Source organism: Aquabacter sp. (assembly GCF_965279295.1).
Taxonomy (GTDB): Bacteria; Pseudomonadota; Alphaproteobacteria; order Rhizobiales; family Xanthobacteraceae; genus Aquabacter.
In genome coordinates this window covers 513,717-530,334 of record NZ_CBDIHQ010000018.1, presented here as the reverse complement: position 1 = coordinate 530,334, position 16,618 = coordinate 513,717, and the positions used below count along the sequence as shown (strand labels likewise).

General features: G+C 62.3%; 16 protein-coding genes and 4 tRNA genes. 10 read left to right on the top strand and 10 right to left on the bottom strand.

What is annotated here, in order from left to right; all coding sequences use genetic code 11:
- Positions 1-34 precede the first annotated feature (34 nt).
- A complete protein-coding gene (locus ADADO0_RS20425) occupies positions 35-373 on the bottom strand; it encodes a P-II family nitrogen regulator (protein ID WP_511307237.1) in 339 nt (112 codons plus the stop codon).
- Between the two features lie 217 nt (positions 374-590).
- Between ADADO0_RS20425 and ADADO0_RS20420 the strand changes: the two genes are divergently transcribed.
- Positions 591-2,084, top strand: a complete 1,494-nt coding sequence (locus ADADO0_RS20420) for an NAD(P)H-hydrate dehydratase (protein ID WP_511307028.1) — start codon at positions 591-593, stop codon at positions 2,082-2,084.
- A gap of 35 nt (positions 2,085-2,119) precedes the next feature.
- On the opposite strand, the gene ADADO0_RS20415 is transcribed toward ADADO0_RS20420, so the two are convergent.
- Complete coding sequence (locus ADADO0_RS20415; protein WP_511307027.1) at positions 2,120-3,394, bottom strand: multicopper oxidase family protein; 1,275 nt, start codon at positions 3,392-3,394, stop codon at positions 2,120-2,122.
- A 305-nt stretch (positions 3,395-3,699) separates the two neighbouring features.
- Here ADADO0_RS20415 and ADADO0_RS20410 point away from each other — a divergent pair.
- The 8 genes from ADADO0_RS20410 (at position 3,700) to ADADO0_RS20375 (ending at position 11,590) form a co-directional block, all read left to right on the top strand.
- A tRNA-Leu gene (locus ADADO0_RS20410) sits at positions 3,700-3,784 on the top strand.
- 91 nt (positions 3,785-3,875) lie between these two features.
- Entirely contained in the window at positions 3,876-5,225 is a 1,350-nt protein-coding gene (gene tig, locus ADADO0_RS20405; protein WP_511307026.1) for a trigger factor, read from the top strand.
- 75 nt (positions 5,226-5,300) lie between these two features.
- Entirely contained in the window at positions 5,301-5,933 is a 633-nt protein-coding gene (gene clpP / locus ADADO0_RS20400; RefSeq protein WP_511307025.1) for an ATP-dependent Clp endopeptidase proteolytic subunit ClpP, read from the top strand.
- A 481-nt stretch (positions 5,934-6,414) separates the two neighbouring features.
- Positions 6,415-7,683 carry an ATP-dependent Clp protease ATP-binding subunit ClpX gene (clpX, locus tag ADADO0_RS20395; protein ID WP_511307024.1) on the top strand — a complete coding sequence of 423 codons (1,269 nt, stop codon included), beginning with the start codon at positions 6,415-6,417 and terminating at the stop codon, positions 7,681-7,683.
- A gap of 297 nt (positions 7,684-7,980) precedes the next feature.
- Positions 7,981-10,398 (top strand): endopeptidase La, encoded by a 2,418-nt coding sequence (lon, locus tag ADADO0_RS20390; protein ID WP_511307023.1) that lies wholly within the window; start codon positions 7,981-7,983, stop codon positions 10,396-10,398.
- Positions 10,399-10,607: 209 nt separating this feature from the next.
- Complete coding sequence (locus ADADO0_RS20385) at positions 10,608-10,886, top strand: HU family DNA-binding protein (RefSeq protein WP_511307022.1); 279 nt, start codon at positions 10,608-10,610, stop codon at positions 10,884-10,886.
- Between the two features lie 404 nt (positions 10,887-11,290).
- A tRNA-Val gene (locus ADADO0_RS20380) sits at positions 11,291-11,366 on the top strand.
- A 147-nt stretch (positions 11,367-11,513) separates the two neighbouring features.
- Positions 11,514-11,590 (top strand) — tRNA-Asp (locus ADADO0_RS20375).
- Positions 11,591-11,814: 224 nt separating this feature from the next.
- On the opposite strand, the gene ADADO0_RS20370 is transcribed toward ADADO0_RS20375, so the two are convergent.
- The 3 genes from ADADO0_RS20370 to ADADO0_RS20360 form a co-directional block, all read right to left on the bottom strand.
- Positions 11,815-12,210: a hypothetical protein gene (locus ADADO0_RS20370; RefSeq protein WP_511307021.1), complete on the bottom strand. Its 396-nt coding sequence runs from the start codon at positions 12,208-12,210 to the stop codon at positions 11,815-11,817.
- A gap of 288 nt (positions 12,211-12,498) precedes the next feature.
- Positions 12,499-12,645 (bottom strand): hypothetical protein, encoded by a 147-nt coding sequence (locus tag ADADO0_RS20365; protein WP_511307020.1) that lies wholly within the window; start codon positions 12,643-12,645, stop codon positions 12,499-12,501.
- Positions 12,646-12,715: 70 nt separating this feature from the next.
- Positions 12,716-13,804, bottom strand: coding sequence for an alpha-hydroxy acid oxidase (locus ADADO0_RS20360; protein ID WP_511307019.1), 1,089 nt, complete (start codon positions 13,802-13,804; stop codon positions 12,716-12,718).
- 216 nt (positions 13,805-14,020) lie between these two features.
- On the opposite strand from ADADO0_RS20360, the gene ADADO0_RS20355 reads away from it, so the two are divergent.
- Positions 14,021-14,341, top strand: coding sequence for a hypothetical protein (locus ADADO0_RS20355; RefSeq protein WP_511307018.1), 321 nt, complete (start codon positions 14,021-14,023; stop codon positions 14,339-14,341).
- A 62-nt stretch (positions 14,342-14,403) separates the two neighbouring features.
- Here the strand turns inward: ADADO0_RS20355 and ADADO0_RS20350 are convergent, their stop codons facing one another.
- The 5 genes from ADADO0_RS20350 to ADADO0_RS20330 form a co-directional block, all read right to left on the bottom strand.
- On the bottom strand, positions 14,404-14,661 hold the full coding sequence (locus ADADO0_RS20350; protein WP_511307017.1) for a BrnA antitoxin family protein: 258 nt from the start codon (positions 14,659-14,661) through the stop codon (positions 14,404-14,406).
- A 169-nt stretch (positions 14,662-14,830) separates the two neighbouring features.
- Positions 14,831-14,898, bottom strand: a tRNA-OTHER gene (locus ADADO0_RS20345).
- A gap of 66 nt (positions 14,899-14,964) precedes the next feature.
- Positions 14,965-16,107: a tyrosine-type recombinase/integrase gene (locus tag ADADO0_RS20340; protein WP_511307016.1), complete on the bottom strand. Its 1,143-nt coding sequence runs from the start codon at positions 16,105-16,107 to the stop codon at positions 14,965-14,967.
- A 49-nt stretch (positions 16,108-16,156) separates the two neighbouring features.
- On the bottom strand, positions 16,157-16,363 hold the full coding sequence (locus ADADO0_RS20335; protein WP_511307015.1) for a hypothetical protein: 207 nt from the start codon (positions 16,361-16,363) through the stop codon (positions 16,157-16,159).
- Positions 16,360-16,590 (bottom strand): hypothetical protein, encoded by a 231-nt coding sequence (locus tag ADADO0_RS20330; RefSeq protein WP_511307014.1) that lies wholly within the window; start codon positions 16,588-16,590, stop codon positions 16,360-16,362. Before ADADO0_RS20330 ends, ADADO0_RS20335 begins: the two co-directional genes overlap by 4 nt.
- Positions 16,591-16,618 lie beyond the last annotated feature (28 nt).

Here is a 16,618-nt window from a genome sequence, read left to right as displayed (position 1 = left end):
TTCCTGCAGATGCAGGCTCTAGGTAGCCCAAGCGTCAGATGGCGTCGAGACCCGATTCCCCGGTCCGGATGCGGATGGCTTCCTCGATGCTGGAGACGAAGATTTTTCCATCGCCGATGCGCCCGGTCTGTGCCGCGCGACGGATAGCATCGACGGCCTTTTCGACCATCTCGTCGGAAAGGACGACCTCGATCTTCACCTTGGGGAGGAAATCGACCACATATTCTGCGCCGCGATAAAGTTCTGTATGGCCCTTCTGGCGCCCGAAGCCCTTTGCTTCCGTAACCGTAATGCCTTGCAAGCCCACCTCCTGAAGTGCCTCTTTCACTTCATCGAGCTTGAACGGTTTGATGATGGCCTCAATCTTCTTCATGCGCTCCGTCTCCCCATGACCCGGCCCGCCGATGGCTGGCCGCGCCGCCTGCTCTTTAAGCAGGATGCGTGCCATGCCCGCCGTTGCTGATGTCGGGCGGCGAAGTTGCAGATTCTATGATTAAATTATAGTCAATTGACTAAAATATATTCACTTACATCTTCAGGCACCGACCATCTCTGGATCAGAAATAGGCATGTGAATGATGGGCAGGGACATGACCGCGCTGTTGGAGCCCGAGCAAATGGCCCACGCCGACGCACTGGCGATCGCCGGTGGGGTCAGCGGGACGACGCTGATGGAGCGTGCCGGAATGGCGGTAGCGGATGCCGTCGCGCGCCGTCCATACCCTACGCGCATCGCGGTTCTTTGTGGTCCGGGAAATAATGGTGGCGACGGGTTCGTCGCGGCGCGGGTGCTGGTCCAGCGGGGTTTTAAGGTCCGTCTCGCCCTCCTCGGTCAGCGCGATGCACTTATGGGCGATGCTGCGCGGGCCGCAAAACGCTGGACCGGGCCGGTGGAAAGCGCCGAGAGCCTGGATTTCTCATCCATCGACCTGATCGTCGATGCGCTCTACGGCGCGGGGCTGGGGCGCGACCTCGCGGGGGCGCCGCTCACGCTGATCGAACGCATGGCCGCGAGCGGGAAGCCGATCATCGCCGTCGACCTTCCCTCAGGGCTGGATGGCCTCACCGGGCGGGTGCGCGGCGCTGCGGCGCCTGCGGAGGAGACTGTCACCTTCTTCCGCCGCAAGCCCGGCCACCTCCTGCTGCCCGGCCGCGCCATGTGCGGCAAGGTCCGTGTGGCGGACATCGGCATTCCCGACAGCGTGCTGGAGGAGATCAACCCGAAAACCGCGGTCAACGACCCCTTCGCCTGGCGCGCGAGCTTTCCCGTGCCGGCCGGCGATGGCCATAAATATCGACGTGGCCACGCGGTGGTGGTCAGCGGCGGCGCCTGGACCGCAGGCGCCGCCCGGCTGGTGGCTCGTGGAACGTTGCGGGCGGGCGCGGGTCTGGTGACGATTGCCTGCCCGCCAGATGCGCTGCCCATGCACGCGGCCTCCTACGCCGCGCTGATGGTGCGGCCAGCCGCGACGCCGGAGGATCTCGAGCGCCTGCTCGCAGACCCGCGTCTCGTCGCCCTTGCCATCGGCCCAGGGTTGGGAGCGGGAGAGACCGCACGCGAGATGCTTCAGGTCAGCGCAGGACCCTCGCGCAGCTTGGTCGTGGACGCGGACGCTCTCACGAGCTTTGCCGGGGAGCCGCTTGCGCTCGCCGCCATGCTTGCATACGCCGCACAAGCGGTCGTGACGCCGCACGAAGGGGAGTTCTCACGCCTGTTCGGCGACGTCGGGGAGGTGATGGGCTCACCCTCAAAAGTCACCCGCGCACGCGCGGCCGCGCAGCGGCTCGGGGCCGTGGTGGTGCTGAAAGGGCCGGACACGGTCGTGGCCGCGCCGGATGGGCGCGCCACCATCGCCGAGAACGCGCCGGCTTTTCTTGCGACCGCCGGTGCAGGGGATGTGCTGGCGGGACTCATCTGCGGCCTTCTAGCCCAGGGAATGCCGGCCTTCGAGGCGGCGAGCGCAGGCGTGTGGCTGCATGGAGAAGCCGCGCGCGAGGCCGGCCCCGGTATGATCGCCGATGACCTGCCGGAGGCTCTGCCGGCGGTTTATACGCGGTTGTTCGCGGAATTGTCGTCGTCCTGACTCTGACCGCCCGGAGGCGGTAGCTCAGGTCAACGTCATTTCACCTCGTAGGATCGCGCCGCCACCACGGCGCCATCGCCGCCCCTGAGGCCGACAATGGCCCATTTTCCGGGGCTATCGGCCAGCAGGGCGACACGAACCGTGGTCTTGGGGCCGACAGGCACCGCATCGTGCCACCAAGGCTTCCAGCCATCGTCGAGGCCGTCAAGCAAGCGGCAGGGGGCGCCGTGAAGCTGGACCGCCACCGGCGCATCCGATTGGTTGGCGAAAGCCAGCACCACTGAGGTGCCGCGCGCCACTGTGCCCACTGAGGGGAAAGACGAAAGGCTCACGGTGCCAGGCCCGATCGGAACCTCGAAACGCGACGCCTTTTCCAGTGGAATCTTGTCGGGGAGGCCGTTCGAGGGCAGCGCGGTGGGGAGCGGCAGTGCCGGCGTGCTCTGCGCGCTACCGGAGCCGACTGGCGTCACGAGGGCAAGCTGGATAGGCAGGCTGCCGGTCTCGACATTCACGGGAATAGGATCGGCGGTGCCGATGTCCACTGCGAGATCGAGCCGCCCGCCCGGCGTCAGTTGGGCGCGACCGTCCTTCAGCGCGAAGGGCTGCACCGGCTGGCCGTCCACCGCGAGCACATAACAACTGGCGGCGATCTGAAGCCGAAGGAACTGAACGCCGGCGTTCACCAGCCGCAGGCGCGAGCGATCGCTGGCAGGCGCCTCGAATGTCGGCGAGACCGCCCCGTTCACCGTGAGCAGCGGCACCTTCGTCGTGGGGTCGGGCGCCCAGGACTGGATGAGCAGAACATGGTCGGACGCATAGGCCGAGGTGCCCGGCTCCTCCACGATCAGCGCACCCGCCAAAGCGCGTTGCGCCAGTTCGGGCTGGAAAGCGCGATACAGATAGGTGCCGGCATCCGGCGGGGCGAAACTGATGTCTGCGCTGGCGCCCTTGGCGATGGCCTCTCCGGTGAGGCCGGGCACGCCGTCGAGCGCATTCGGCACCCTGACACCCTGCCAGTTGATCGAAAGCGGCGTCTCGATGGTGTTCTCCACCGTCGCCGTCAGTTTTTCTCCATGCTTCACCCGCAGCACGGGTCCAGGCAGCAGATTCTGGAACAGGGCGAGTGGCGTCTGGCCGCCCAGTTCGATGCGCTCCATTGTGGATACCCGCAGCCGGGAGACCTGAGCTGTGGCAGGGGCCGGAGGAGTGACGGAAGATTGGGCGAACGCGAGGCGGGGCAGGGCGCTGCCTAGCGCGAGAGCGGCGGTTCCGGTGAGGACGGAACGGCGGGAAGGGCCATCAACGCGCAAAGCTGCTCTCCTCGGGCAAGACTGGAGCGTGGCGACCTTGTCTCGCCCAGGCGCAAAGGGCAAGACGCATTTACCTCTCCGGGCCGCGACCAGATGCGGCCATTTCGGGCCGGGACCCGAAATTCGCCGACGTGCGACGCAACATAAGGCGTTGTTGGCTTCTAAGGTCAGATTTGGGGGTGGATTTTGCCCGCTTTTTCTTGCTGCACGTCAAACGCGACATGATATAAGCCCCAACCCGGTCGGTGCCGATTCATTGAAACGCGCACCCGGTGAGCCGTGCCTGACGCGCGGGTTCGATGGCTGCGGGCGTGGCGGAACTGGTAGACGCGCGGGATTTAGGTTCCCGTGACGAAAGTCGTGGGGGTTCGAAACCCTCCGCCCGCACCACGCCATCGTATCTCGGTCGCGCGCCGCGCCTCTCGCGAGGTGTGCTCGGAATTTTATGCCGCCTCGGCGGCTTTTGAATGAAGGCAAGACGATGCAGGTGACTGAGACTCAGGTGGACGGCCTCAAGCACGCGTTCCGCGTGGTGCTTCCCGCCACCGAACTGGACGCCAAGGCCAACACGCGCCTGACCGAGCTGAAGAATACCGTTCAGCTCAAGGGCTTTCGTCCGGGCAAGGTTCCGGTGGCTCACCTCAAGCGCGTCTATGGCAAGTCGGTGATGGCTGAAATCATCGAACAGGCCGTGACCGAGGCCAACGGCAAGATCGTCCAGGAGCGCGGCCTGCGCCTGGCGCTCCAGCCGCGCGTCGAGCTGCCGAAGGATGAAGACGAGGTACGCCGCGTGATCGACGGCGCTGACGACCTGACCTACACGGTCGAGCTGGAAGTGCTGCCGAAGATCGAACTCGGCAATTTCCGGGACATTTCCATCGAGCGGCTTGTGACCGAAGTCTCGGATGCCGAGGTGGACGAAACCCTGAGCCGTCTTGCCGATTCCAACCGTCCGTTCGCGGCGAAGGAAGCCGCTGCGGAAAACGGCGACCGCGTTACCGTGGACTTCGCCGGCTCAATCGATGGCGTGCCGTTCGAGGGCGGCACCGGCGAGGGCATTCAGGTTGTGCTGGGCTCCAACAGCTTCATTCCGGGTTTCGAGGAGCAGCTTGTTGGGATTTCAGCCGGCGAAGACCGCACGGTCAATGTGTCATTCCCCGAGGCTTATGCGGCCCGTGAACTGGCCGGCAAGGACGCCACCTTCGAGGTGAAGGCGTCGCTGGTCGAGGCGCCCGGGACCTTCACCCTGGACGACGAATTCGCCAAGACGCTCGGCCAGGACAGCCTGGACAAGCTGAAGGAGCAGGTGCGCCAGCGGATTTCGCAGGAGCACACCGGCGTCAGCCGCCAGAAGGTGAAGCGCGCCCTGCTCGACGCACTGGACGGCATGCACCAGTTCGACGTTCCCCCGACCCTCGTGGGACAGGAATTCGACGGCGTGTGGGCGCAGGTCCAGCAGGACCTTACCGCCCAGAACCGCACCTTCGCCGACGAAGGCACCACCGAGGACGATGCGCGGGCCGACTATCAGCGCATCGCGGAACGGCGGGTCCGTCTCGGACTGGTTCTTGCGGAGATCGGTGAGCGCAACAATATACAGGTCAGCGATGACGAAGTGACTCGCGCGGTGGTGGAGCGGGCGCGTCAATTCCCTGGTCAAGAGCAGCAGGTTTGGGACTACTATCGCCGCAATCCCCAGGCGATGGCGTCCGTCCGCGCTCCTCTTTTCGAAGAGAAGGTTGTCGACTTCCTCCTGGAGCTTGCATCCGTGACCGATAAGACGGTCTCGCGTGAGGAGCTCTACAAGGAGGAAGAGGAAAAGGCGGCCTGATCCCAGGCCGTCATTCGTCTCCACAGTGACGAAAGAGCGCGGCGTGCCTTCGGGGCGTCGCGCCGAGGACCTGAGATGCGCGATCCTGTTGATACTTTCGTGAATTACCTTGTGCCGATGGTGGTCGAACAGACCAACCGGGGCGAGCGTTCGTATGACATTTATTCGCGCCTGCTCAAGGAGCGCATCATCTTCCTGACCGGGCCGGTCGAGGACGGCATGTCCACCTTGACGGTGGCGCAATTGCTGTTCCTTGAGGCGGAAAACCCCAAAAAGGAAATCTCGATGTACATCAACTCCCCCGGGGGAGTGGTGACGTCGGGACTGGCGATCTACGACACCATGCAGTTCATTCGCCCGCCGGTATCCACCTTGTGCGTAGGGCAGGCGGCATCCATGGGGTCGTTGCTTCTGACCGCCGGTGAGAAAGGCATGCGCTTCGCACTGCCAAATGCTCGAATCATGGTTCACCAGCCCTCAGGCGGCGTTCAGGGCCAGGTCACGGACATCATGCTCCATGCCCAGGAAATCCTGAACCTGAAGAAGCGGTTGAATGAAATCTATGTGAAGCACACAGGGCAGACCTACGAGCGAATCGAGACTGCCCTTGAGCGCGACAATTTCATGACTGCCAGTGCCGCGCAGGAGTTTGGCCTTATCGATTCGGTGATCGATAAGCGGCCCACGGACGATACGGCGAAGGCCTGATCCATCGGCTTGCGAAGGTCGGATCGTCAGAGGGCTCTTGCGTGCAGTGCAAGATCGCGCTTGCATGCGTAAATGAGCCGGCTTGCAGAACGATCCGTCCGGTGGATTCGTCCGCTTGATTTCGAGGCTGCGCGGGGTTTCCAGCCCGCGCAGCGCAGCTTCGCCCGTTTCATGCGGGGAGATCAGGCAGATTCTACGCTCCCGGTTTGGGGGAAGATGAGATCGTCCGCGCTCCCGGCGCGGACGGGGCGGTGGCATCCGCAGCGTTCCAGGCTTTCTTTGAGGATACGAGCCTCAGGCAGGCCGAATGGGCATAATCCATGCATATGCCTTGATCGGAGTGTCGGAGGGTGGTTGGCTGAGGTTTGGCCCTGGGGTCGGACCGGGAGGAGCGGGCGGTGAAAATCGCTTTTGCTCCCGCATTGGGTTTCCTGCGTCGGGCACATTTGGTGCGCGAGAGGGGAGCCGGACGGAGATGAAGATGAGCAAGACCGGCGGCAGCGACAGCAAGAACACGCTTTACTGCTCGTTCTGCGGCAAAAGCCAGCACGAGGTCCGCAAGCTCATCGCAGGGCCTACGGTCTTCATTTGCGACGAGTGCGTGGAACTGTGCATGGACATCATCCGCGAGGAATCCAAGTCCTCGCTTGTGAAGTCGCGTGACGGCATTCCCACCCCGAAGGAAATTCGCAAGGTCCTGGATGACTATGTCATCGGCCAGGAGCACGCGAAGAAGGTCCTCTCGGTTGCGGTGCACAACCACTACAAGCGCCTGAACCACGCGACCAAGCACGGCGATGTGGAACTGGCAAAATCCAACATCATGCTGATCGGGCCGACCGGTTCGGGCAAGACATTGCTTGCTCAAACCCTCGCGCGCATCCTTGATGTTCCGTTCACCATGGCCGACGCCACGACACTCACCGAGGCGGGCTATGTGGGTGAGGATGTGGAAAACATCATCCTCAAACTGCTCCAGTCGGCCGATTATAATGTCGAGCGGGCGCAGCGCGGCATCGTCTATATCGACGAAATCGACAAGATCAGCCGCAAATCGGACAACCCCTCGATCACGCGCGATGTGTCCGGAGAGGGTGTGCAGCAGGCGTTGCTGAAGATCATGGAAGGCACGGTTGCCTCCGTTCCCCCGCAGGGTGGCCGCAAGCACCCCCAGCAGGAGTTCCTTCAGGTCGACACCACGAACATCCTGTTCATCTGCGGTGGCGCGTTCGCGGGGCTCGACAAGATTATCGCAGCGCGCGGCAAGGGCGGCACCTCCATCGGCTTTGCCGCCAAGGTGGCGTCGGTCGAGGATCGCCGGCCAGGCGAGGTGTTCCGCGAAGTGGAGCCCGAGGATCTGCTGAAGTATGGGCTGATCCCGGAATTCATCGGCCGTCTGCCGGTTCTTGCGACGCTGGGAGACCTGGATGAGGCCGCTCTGAAGCAAATCCTATCCGAGCCGAAGAATGCGCTGGTGAAGCAGTATCAGCGGTTGTTCGAGATGGAGAACGTGGATCTGACGATCCATGAGGAGGCGCTCGGCGCAATCGCCCGCAAGGCGATTGACCGCAAGACCGGTGCGCGCGGTCTGCGGTCCATCATGGAAGGCATCCTGCTGGATACCATGTTCGACCTGCCCGGCCTCGAAGGGGTCGAGGAGGTCGTCATCAGCAAGGAAGTGGTCGAGCAGAATGCCCGGCCGCTCTACATTTACGCCGATCGGGTCGGCGACGCTGGCGCCAGTGCGTGAGGCTCTGGCCCCCACCCTTCGCCTCCGCGCCTGTGGCGTTGAGGCGGGGCGGGGGCTCGCCTTTTCGGCATGGGCGGTTTTGGTTCCGACGGGTGCGCGTTGTGCGGTGCGGAACATCTTGAAACCCGCATTTACGCTCTCCATTTATGTTTTGAAGACTCCGGCATCCTGGCTCGTTTCTCGTGCCTCTCGCGGCAATCCTGCCGCTCCTGCATTGAAATTCCGCTCAGGTCCCGGCTGCGTTGCGCAGACGGACGTCCGTCCGCCTGCGCCTGCGTCACATGAAAGGATTGGGTCATGACGAGCCAAAAGCCGCGCCCCCCTCTCGTCCCGGGCGTCTCCCAGACGTTTCCGGTGCTGCCCTTGCGGGATATCGTGGTGTTCCCGCACATGATCGTTCCCCTGTTCGTCGGTCGCGAGAAGTCCATTCGCGCCCTCGAAGAGGTGATGCGCGGCGATACCTACATCCTCCTGGCCACCCAGGAGAACGCCTCGGACGATGATCCGGCGCCTGACGCCATCTACCGCGTTGGAACGCTGGCGACCGTTCTACAGCTTCTGAAGCTGCCAGACGGCACCGTGAAGGTGCTGGTTGAAGGCGTGACCCGCGCCCAGGTTGTGCAATACACCGAGCGCACCGACCTCTACGAGGCCGAGGCGATCACCCTGGACGACGAAGCCGGCGACAAGGTCGAGGCTGAGGCGATGGCGCGCTCGGTTGTCACCGAGTTCGAGAATTACGTGAAGCTGAACAAGAAGGTGTCGCCCGAGGTGGTGGGTGTCGTCGGTCAGATCGACGACCACTCCAAACTCGCCGACACCATCGCGTCTCATCTCGCGGTGAAGATCCCGGAAAAGCAGGGCGTGCTGGAGACCATCAAGGTCGCCGACCGGCTTGAGAAGGTTTTGGGCCTGATGGAGAGTGAAATCTCCGTGCTCCAGGTGGAGAAGCGCATCCGCACGCGGGTGAAGCGCCAGATGGAGAAGACCCAGCGCGAGTATTATCTCAACGAGCAGATGAAGGCGATCCAGAAGGAGTTGGGCGACGAAGACGGTCGCGACGATCTCCAGGAGCTGGAAGACCGCATCAAGCGCACCAAGCTGACGAAGGAAGCCCGCGAAAAGGCGACGCACGAGCTGAAGAAGCTCCGCCAGATGTCGCCCATGTCCGCCGAGGCGACAGTTGTTCGCAACTATCTCGACTGGCTGCTTTCGATTCCGTGGGGCATCAAGAGCAAGGTCAAGAAGGATCTGGATTTCGCCCAGTCGATCCTCGACAGCGACCACTATGGCCTCGACAAGGTCAAGGAGCGCATCGTCGAGTATCTGGCCGTGCAGAGCCGCGCGAACAAGCTCGCGGGGCCGATCCTGTGCCTGGTTGGACCTCCGGGCGTCGGCAAGACGTCGCTCGGCAAGTCCATAGCCAAGGCGACGGGCCGTGAGTTCGTGCGTGTTTCGCTGGGCGGCGTTCGTGATGAGGCCGAGATCCGCGGTCACAGGCGGACCTATATCGGCTCCATGCCGGGCAAAATCATCCAGTCCATGCGCAAGGCCAAGAAGGCCAATCCGCTGTTCCTTCTGGACGAAATCGACAAGATGGGCGCGGACTTCCGGGGCGATCCCTCGGCGGCGCTGCTGGAAGTGCTGGACCCGGAGCAGAACGGGACCTTCAACGACCATTACCTGGAGGTCGACTATGACCTTTCCAACGTGATGTTCGTGACCACGGCCAACACGCTGAACATTCCCCCCGCGCTGCTCGACCGTATGGAAGTGATCCGCATCGCCGGATACACCGAAGACGAGAAGTCCGAGATCGCGCGCAAGCACCTCATTCCAAATACGGTGCAGAAGCATGGCCTCCAGCCGAAGGAATGGGCCATCGACGAGGGGGCGTTGATGACGCTGATCCGTCGCTACACCCGTGAAGCCGGCGTGCGTAACCTGGAGCGCGAAATTTCCAACCTCGCCCGCAAGGCGGTGAAGGAACTCGTCGTCTCCAAGCGCAAGTCGGTGAAGGTCACCGAGAAGAATCTCGAGGACTTCCTGGGTGCACCGCGCTTCCGCTACGGCGAGATCGACGCGGAGGACCAGGTTGGCGTCGTGACGGGCTTGGCGTGGACCGAGGTGGGCGGCGAATTGCTGACCATCGAGGGTGTCATGATGCCCGGCAAGGGCAAGATGACCGTCACCGGCAATCTGCGCGACGTCATGAAGGAAAGCATCTCGGCGGCAGCGTCCTACGTCCGCTCACGGGCGGTGGATTTCGGCATCGAGCCGCCGCTGTTCGAGCGTCGCGACATCCACGTTCATGTTCCCGAGGGTGCGACCCCGAAGGACGGGCCCTCGGCTGGCGTGGGGATGGTGACGACCATTGTCTCGGTGCTCACGGGCATTCCGGTGCGACGCGATGTGGCGATGACGGGCGAGATCACGCTGCGCGGGCGGGTTCTGCCGATCGGCGGCCTCAAGGAAAAGCTCCTTGCGGCTCTGCGCGGCGGTATCAAGCTGGTGCTCATTCCCGAGGAAAACGCCAAGGATCTGGCGGACATTCCCTCGAATGTGAAGAACGCCCTGGAGATCATTCCGGTCTCTCACATGGATGAAGTCCTCACCCGCGCCCTGGTGCGGCGCCCTATACCCATCGAATGGGCTGAAAAGCCTGTGAATGCCGTGGTTCCTGGCGAAGAAGCACCGGGTGTCGTCGCTCATTGAGCGTTTTCAAGGGCTTAGGCCAATAAGAGGGCGGCGCGACTTTCGCGCCGCCCTTTTTCTTGAGCGATGTCAAGCTTTGGAAATCGTGTATTTATGCGGGTTTGTGGCTGATCGCGCTTGCAAAAGCCGCATTTTCCGTAAATTTTCCGCCCGGTCGTCCTCGGCACAGCCGGTGACGATTCCAGGATAACAAAGGAAGGAACGGTCACATGACCACCAAGAACGAACTGATCGCCGCGGTGGCCGACGAGGCCAAGCTCACCAAGGCCGCTGCGCAGGCCGCGGTGGACGCGACGTTCGACATCATCGCCCAGGCGCTCCAGAAGGGCCAGGAAGTGAAGCTCATTGGCTTCGGCAGCTTCTCTGTGGTGACCCGCGCTGCCCGTGAAGGCCGCAATCCCCGCACCGGCAAGCCGGTGAAGATCAGCGCCTCCAAGGCGCCGAAGTTCACGCCCGGCAAGGGCCTGAAGGAAGCCGTCAACGGCTGATGTAATATTCCCGGACGGGCGCCTCGCCATGTGGCTGGTGGCGCCCCCGGGTCTGGCGGGGCCGGGTCTATCAGGCCCGTGCCCGCCCCTCATCCCGCGCCACCAAGGGGCGGGGTGTTAAAAGCTGGTTCGCACTTCGATGGCTCGCCCAAGGCTTGAGCACGAATTGCCGGCACTTCCTTAAAGTCACGGTGTCTGGATTGGCCTGCGAGCGCTGCTGTGGCGCGCGCGGCAAAGACGTGCGCTTTGCCTGTCTCCACGATGTCCATGCGCCTCCTGCGCCTCCGGAGGGCATCGGGGAGGTTTACTGCGGCCCCAAGGCTCTCTATATGCGGCGTAGCGCCAGCGCGCGCCCGACGTGTCATTCTTCTATTGCGGCGGGATCGACGGCCGGCGTAGCAGGCGGGCGGTTAGCTCAGTTGGTAGAGCATCTCGTTTACACCGAGAGGGTCGGCGGTTCGAGCCCGTCACCGCCCACCATTTCCCCAGCAAAATATTCCGCCAGGTTTGAGGTTGTGCACAGGCCTCGCAATTCGGGCAGGCCTGTGAGAGTTGGGTGCTTGACTTGGTCCGGAGGGGCCTTTATCACCCGCCATCTCGACGCGCCGCCACACGGTGTAGCGCTTCGGGGGTGTAGCTCAGTTGGTTAGAGCGCCGGCCTGTCACGCCGGAGGTCGCGGGTTCGAGCCCCGTCACTCCCGCCATTTTCTTCTTATGAATTCAATATTTTAGTGTTTCGTTTGGAGCGAGCCGTGGCACCTTGTGCATGGCGCGGTGACACTTTTGGCCGCCGCTGGCTGCAGCCCAGTCCAGAAATCGCGTGATTGCCCTGGAAGAGGCGCAGATGCTCTCCCATCTCGCTCAGCCACGAAGTTCGTGAATCACCACAGGTCAGGTATCGCCCGCAGGTGCATCCCGCGCCACCGGTCTACGGCATTGAGGAAATCTGATTCGACAGCCATTGAATGAGCTGATCTTCGTTGTAGATCGGCCCGGTCGGGTTGACCTGATCGCTCGCGCGCTGTCCGCCCACGATGATCTTGGTGCGATGGACTCCAAATTTTAGTACCTTGCTCTTTCCCAAGACAGTTACGTGCAGTCGAATTTCGAGTGTTTTTGTTTCACGGTGCACGTCCGAATAGCGTTCGATCGAGCCAATTGCCTTCATACGCAAAGCGGTATCCAGATCATCAATGAACACCAGCGTTCGTCGGATAACGATCTCACGGATATTCCTAATATCGATTTCTTCGCTTCCAGCATTTTCCCGCTTTTGCTCAATCTTTTCTATAATAGATTCAACAGTATATTTTGATTCTGACATCTTCATTTCCGGTCAGAAGGAAATCTACGAAGTATTTATCAATACATGTGAAATAATTCAAACGTTATAATTTATATTATAACCAATCCGTAATTCCGGTTGGTTTTTCGAGACGATCTGTCGGTTTTGGATTTTAAGTAATACGTAATATTGCATCATGTTTTCGATTTTTTGAATTATTATAGGTAATCTCGGCCATTTTTCCGGTCGTCTGATGCATTTTTCGAATAAAAAAGGCCCTCGCCGAGGCGGGAGCCTTTTTATTATGAGAGATATGCTCAGGATTTATCAGCGCGCGGGCGGATCAATCTTCAGGCCTTTAGGGCCAACTTCGATCTGCAGCGTATTCTGCTTCTTCTCATATTGCTGGTAAGCGAACACGCCTCCCACCACGACGAGCACTGCGATAATGGCGTAAAGGGCGGGTTTGGGCATGGCAAAGCCTCCGGTTGCTTGAGGGAACAACGCAAGCGTAGCCAAAGGGTTCCACGGTGAAGCCGGCGCTTTATCGCCAGAGGACGGTCTCGTCGATGGCGTCGATCCGCGACCGTCCGGTGATCGTCATGGCCACCTCCAGTTCCGCCCGTAGCAGGTGGATCGCATGAGCAACGCCCGCAGCGCCGGCCACCGCCAGCGCATGCACGTAGGGGCGCCCGATCATGACCGCCGATGCGCCCAGCGCGATCGCCTTCACGATGTCGGTGCCACGCCTTATGCCGCCATCCAGCAGAATAGGAATTTCGCGGTTCACCGCCGCCGCGACGCGGGGCAGTGCCTCAATGGACGCCGGCATGGTGTCGAGCACGCGCCCGCCGTGATTGGACACTACAAGGCCCTGAATGCCCTCCGCTATGCCCCGCTTGGCGTCCAGCGGGGAGAGGATGCCCTTCAGGATGATCGGCAGGTCGCTGAGGCCACGTAGCCATGCGATGTCGACCCAAGTGGCGGACCCTGAGAGGAAGCCCGAGAAGAGTGGGCTCTGCCCGATGGCGCCCGCTGCGGATGGCGGCGCCGCCATGCCCTTCAGGTTCACCGAATGGATGCCGGGCGGCAGATGAAACCCCGCGCGCTGCTCGCGATTTCGCAGGCTTGCGGGGGCATCCACCGTCACCACCAGCGCACGATATCCGGCCGCGACCGCGCGGTTCACCAACTCACGGGTGAAGCCCCGGTCCGGTTGGATGTAGAGTTGAAACCAGAGCGGGGTGCTGGCCGCGTGCGCGATGTCCTCCAGCAGCATGCTCGCCTGTGTGCTTACCACCATGGGCGCCTTTGAGGCGCCGGCGCCCTGGACGCTGGCGATCTCGCCATCTGGGTGCGCCAGCTTTTGCAACGCCACCGGTGCGAGGATGATGGGGTGGTTCAATTCCAACCCCAGCAGGCGGGTACGCGTGTCAGCGCCGCTCATGTCCTGGAGCACGCTGCTGCACAGGCGCAGCCGGTCGAACGCCGCCCGGTTGTCGCGCAGCGTAATCTCATCCGCCGCGCCTCCGTCGATATAGGCGCGTGCGTTGGCATTCAGCCGCTGCGCCGCCAGTTGTTCGTAATCTATAAGCGCGACAGGAGGCGGGGGCGGGGGGGCAGGGTGGCTCACGAGATCACGCTCTTCCGGCGGGGTTCACAATGGGAGCTTAGCAGGAAGCGAGCGCGTCGGGGGCGCTCGCATCGCGCAGGCACCGGGTGGGCAAATCTCGCGCCTTCGTTAGAATAGACGCCTACCGGTTTTGCGCGCGGGCGCCACGCATATGCGATTGTGGTGGTTGCGATCGTCGCCCGAGAGCCGTCCCCAGCCTGACCCGATGAGAGCCTTATGTTGTTCGATGCTGTTGGGTACGTGCCATTTTCCATCGCGTTCTTTGTCGCCGTGGGCGCTGCCGCGCTGACGGGTCTGATGTCCGGCATAGGTTTGTTGACGATACGCGGGCAGGCACTGCCGATCGCAGTGGGAACTGTGGCGGGTGTGGTTGCGCTGGCTGCCGTGATGGTCTGGACCGGTGCGACGACGGGTCCAAGCTCCAGTCATCTCACGGAGATCTTTGTCCGCGGGACCATGATGAACGCCGTTGCGGCGTTTTGCGGTACGTCTGCGGTATCCTTCATCGTCGCCTCGAGGCGCTCGCGTCGTCGTTAGCGCCCGCAGACCAGAGATTCGCCGGTGATGTGATCTACGCGCTCACCCGTCGCGCTCGGCGATCACCCCTGCGGATCGGACCGTATGACTTTCCGCAGCGCGGCATTGATCCGATCCTGCCACCCGGGGCCGGCCTCCTGGAAATGGTCGAGCACATCGCGGTCGAGGCGGATTGATACCGTCTCCTTCGCGCCGGGAATCACCGGCGCCTTGGGCGCCTTCGGGGCCTCCTCCACCGGCTTGGTGGTGGCCGACCTGAATGCGGCCTCCGCTGCATCGCGGACTGTGCCAGGGGAGCGGCGAGATGGCGGCAATGACATGCTTGGTCCTATTCGTGGAAGCTTTTCCGGGCCGCCCTTTAGCGCAACCGCAGGGTCGCAAGCCCACTCCGTTCTGAAACAATGTTGCACGGATTCCCACGCAAAATAGAGCCTAAGGCCCTCAGGCCGTGGTCTTTCCGAAAAGTCATGGGATTTCAGAATATGTGGATGGTACAGCTGGGTGGTCTCGAACCACCGACCTCCGGATCCACAGACCGGCTGAAACCTAGCAACTGCGACATTTCCGGTCAATATGTTGCAGATATGTTGCATGGAGCGGATAGAAATGGACCGCACCATGTGTCAGTCGGGGAGAAGGCGGGCCTCAATCTCCCCCATGGCTTGGCGGTCGTCGTCCTCTGACGGGAACAGGTAGCCGTACAGATCGTAGGTCATCTGGATCGAGGAATGCCCCATCAGCGCCTGGACCTTTTTAGGGGGAAGCCCCTGCTCGATGAACAGGGCGGCCGCCGCGTGGCGCAGGGCGTGCAGCGAGAACTTCGCGTCTGGCGTCTGGGTTGGCAGGCCATCCTTGCCGATCATCTCACGCATGACCGTGACGCCCGCTCGCACCTGAGTGGGCCAGAACACCCGGTTTAAGATGTTGGTGTGTTCCTCGATTCCTCCCGACGCATTCGGAAACACCAAGTCGAGATCGCTGATGGGGCATCGCAGTTTCCACGCCTTCAACATCGCGACGCTGGCCGCCGATAGGGGGATATCGCGGGTGCCAGCTTTTGACTTCGGTGGACCAAACGAGTCTCTCCGATCGACGCGGCGCTGGACACGAATCAAACCGGCTTTGAGATCGACATCGCTCCACGGGAGGCCACGAAGTTCGCTGCTTCGCATGCCCGTCAAAACGGCGATGCGCACGAACGGCACCCACCGTTCGGGCGTGTGCTTCAGGATCGCTCCTAATTCAGCTTTCGTGGGCATGGCAGGCCGAGTCGCACCTCGGGGTGGCCGAGGTAGCTTGATCTCGCGAGCGGGATTGTGGGCCGCCCTGCCGTCACGCGCAGCTTGCGCAAAAATGGAAGTGACGCAGGACAGCACCTTTCGCGCCGATGACCGCGAAAGAATCTTCGATACGTCCTCGACCAGCCTTTGAATGGTGGGCGCACCGATCTTAGAGAGTCTGAGCTTCCCGAGCTTGGGATTAACGTGGTGCTCGAACGTCGACCGGTACCGCTCGATGGTCATCTGCTCCAGGCCATCTTCTGCGCATTTTGACAGCCATCGCTCACCGGCTTCCGCCAGCGTGACGCTCGCCGACTCGGCGGTGTGGATGCCGCGAGACACCTCCCCACGCGCATGTAGGAGGAAGGCATCCGCATCCTTTTTGGTGCTGAACTGCTTGTGGCGGCGCTTGCCCTGGCCGTCGACATAGTCGGCTTGCCACGACGTTTTGCCGGAGGGCAGGGGGCGTTTTCGAATCGTTGCCATTGGACCTCGCACGAAGGGGCGCCGCATAGGCGGCGGGAAGCGGGGAAGGTCAGAGTTCGCAGCTGCCGAGATCGCTCTCGATCAGATCGACATGCAGCCGGTCGGCCATCTGTCTCGCCTGACTGAGCGCCCATACCAGTCGCTCGCCGTCGTCACCGATGTCGGCGATTCCCTGCCGGCTGGTGAGCAGGTGGAGGGCGACGTCGATCGCGCTGAAGACGTTGGCCGCGCGCGCCTCTAGGGTTTGAAGGCTCATGACTGCGCCTCCAGCAGCACGAGTGCTCTCGAGGGCTTCCATCGCGTCCGAGGGATTCCCTCATCGTCGGCGTGGCACACATTGAAGCAATCGGCCTCGCCTTCGGTCTCGCTCCGTCCACGAACGACACCGATGATATTGGTGCCGACGAAGCGGACGCGGTCGCCGAAATTGAAGTCCCAGGCTTTTGGCAAGCCAACATCGGCTGCCGGCACGGTGTCCGTCATGATTGTCTCCATAGGTGGGGAAGGGGTG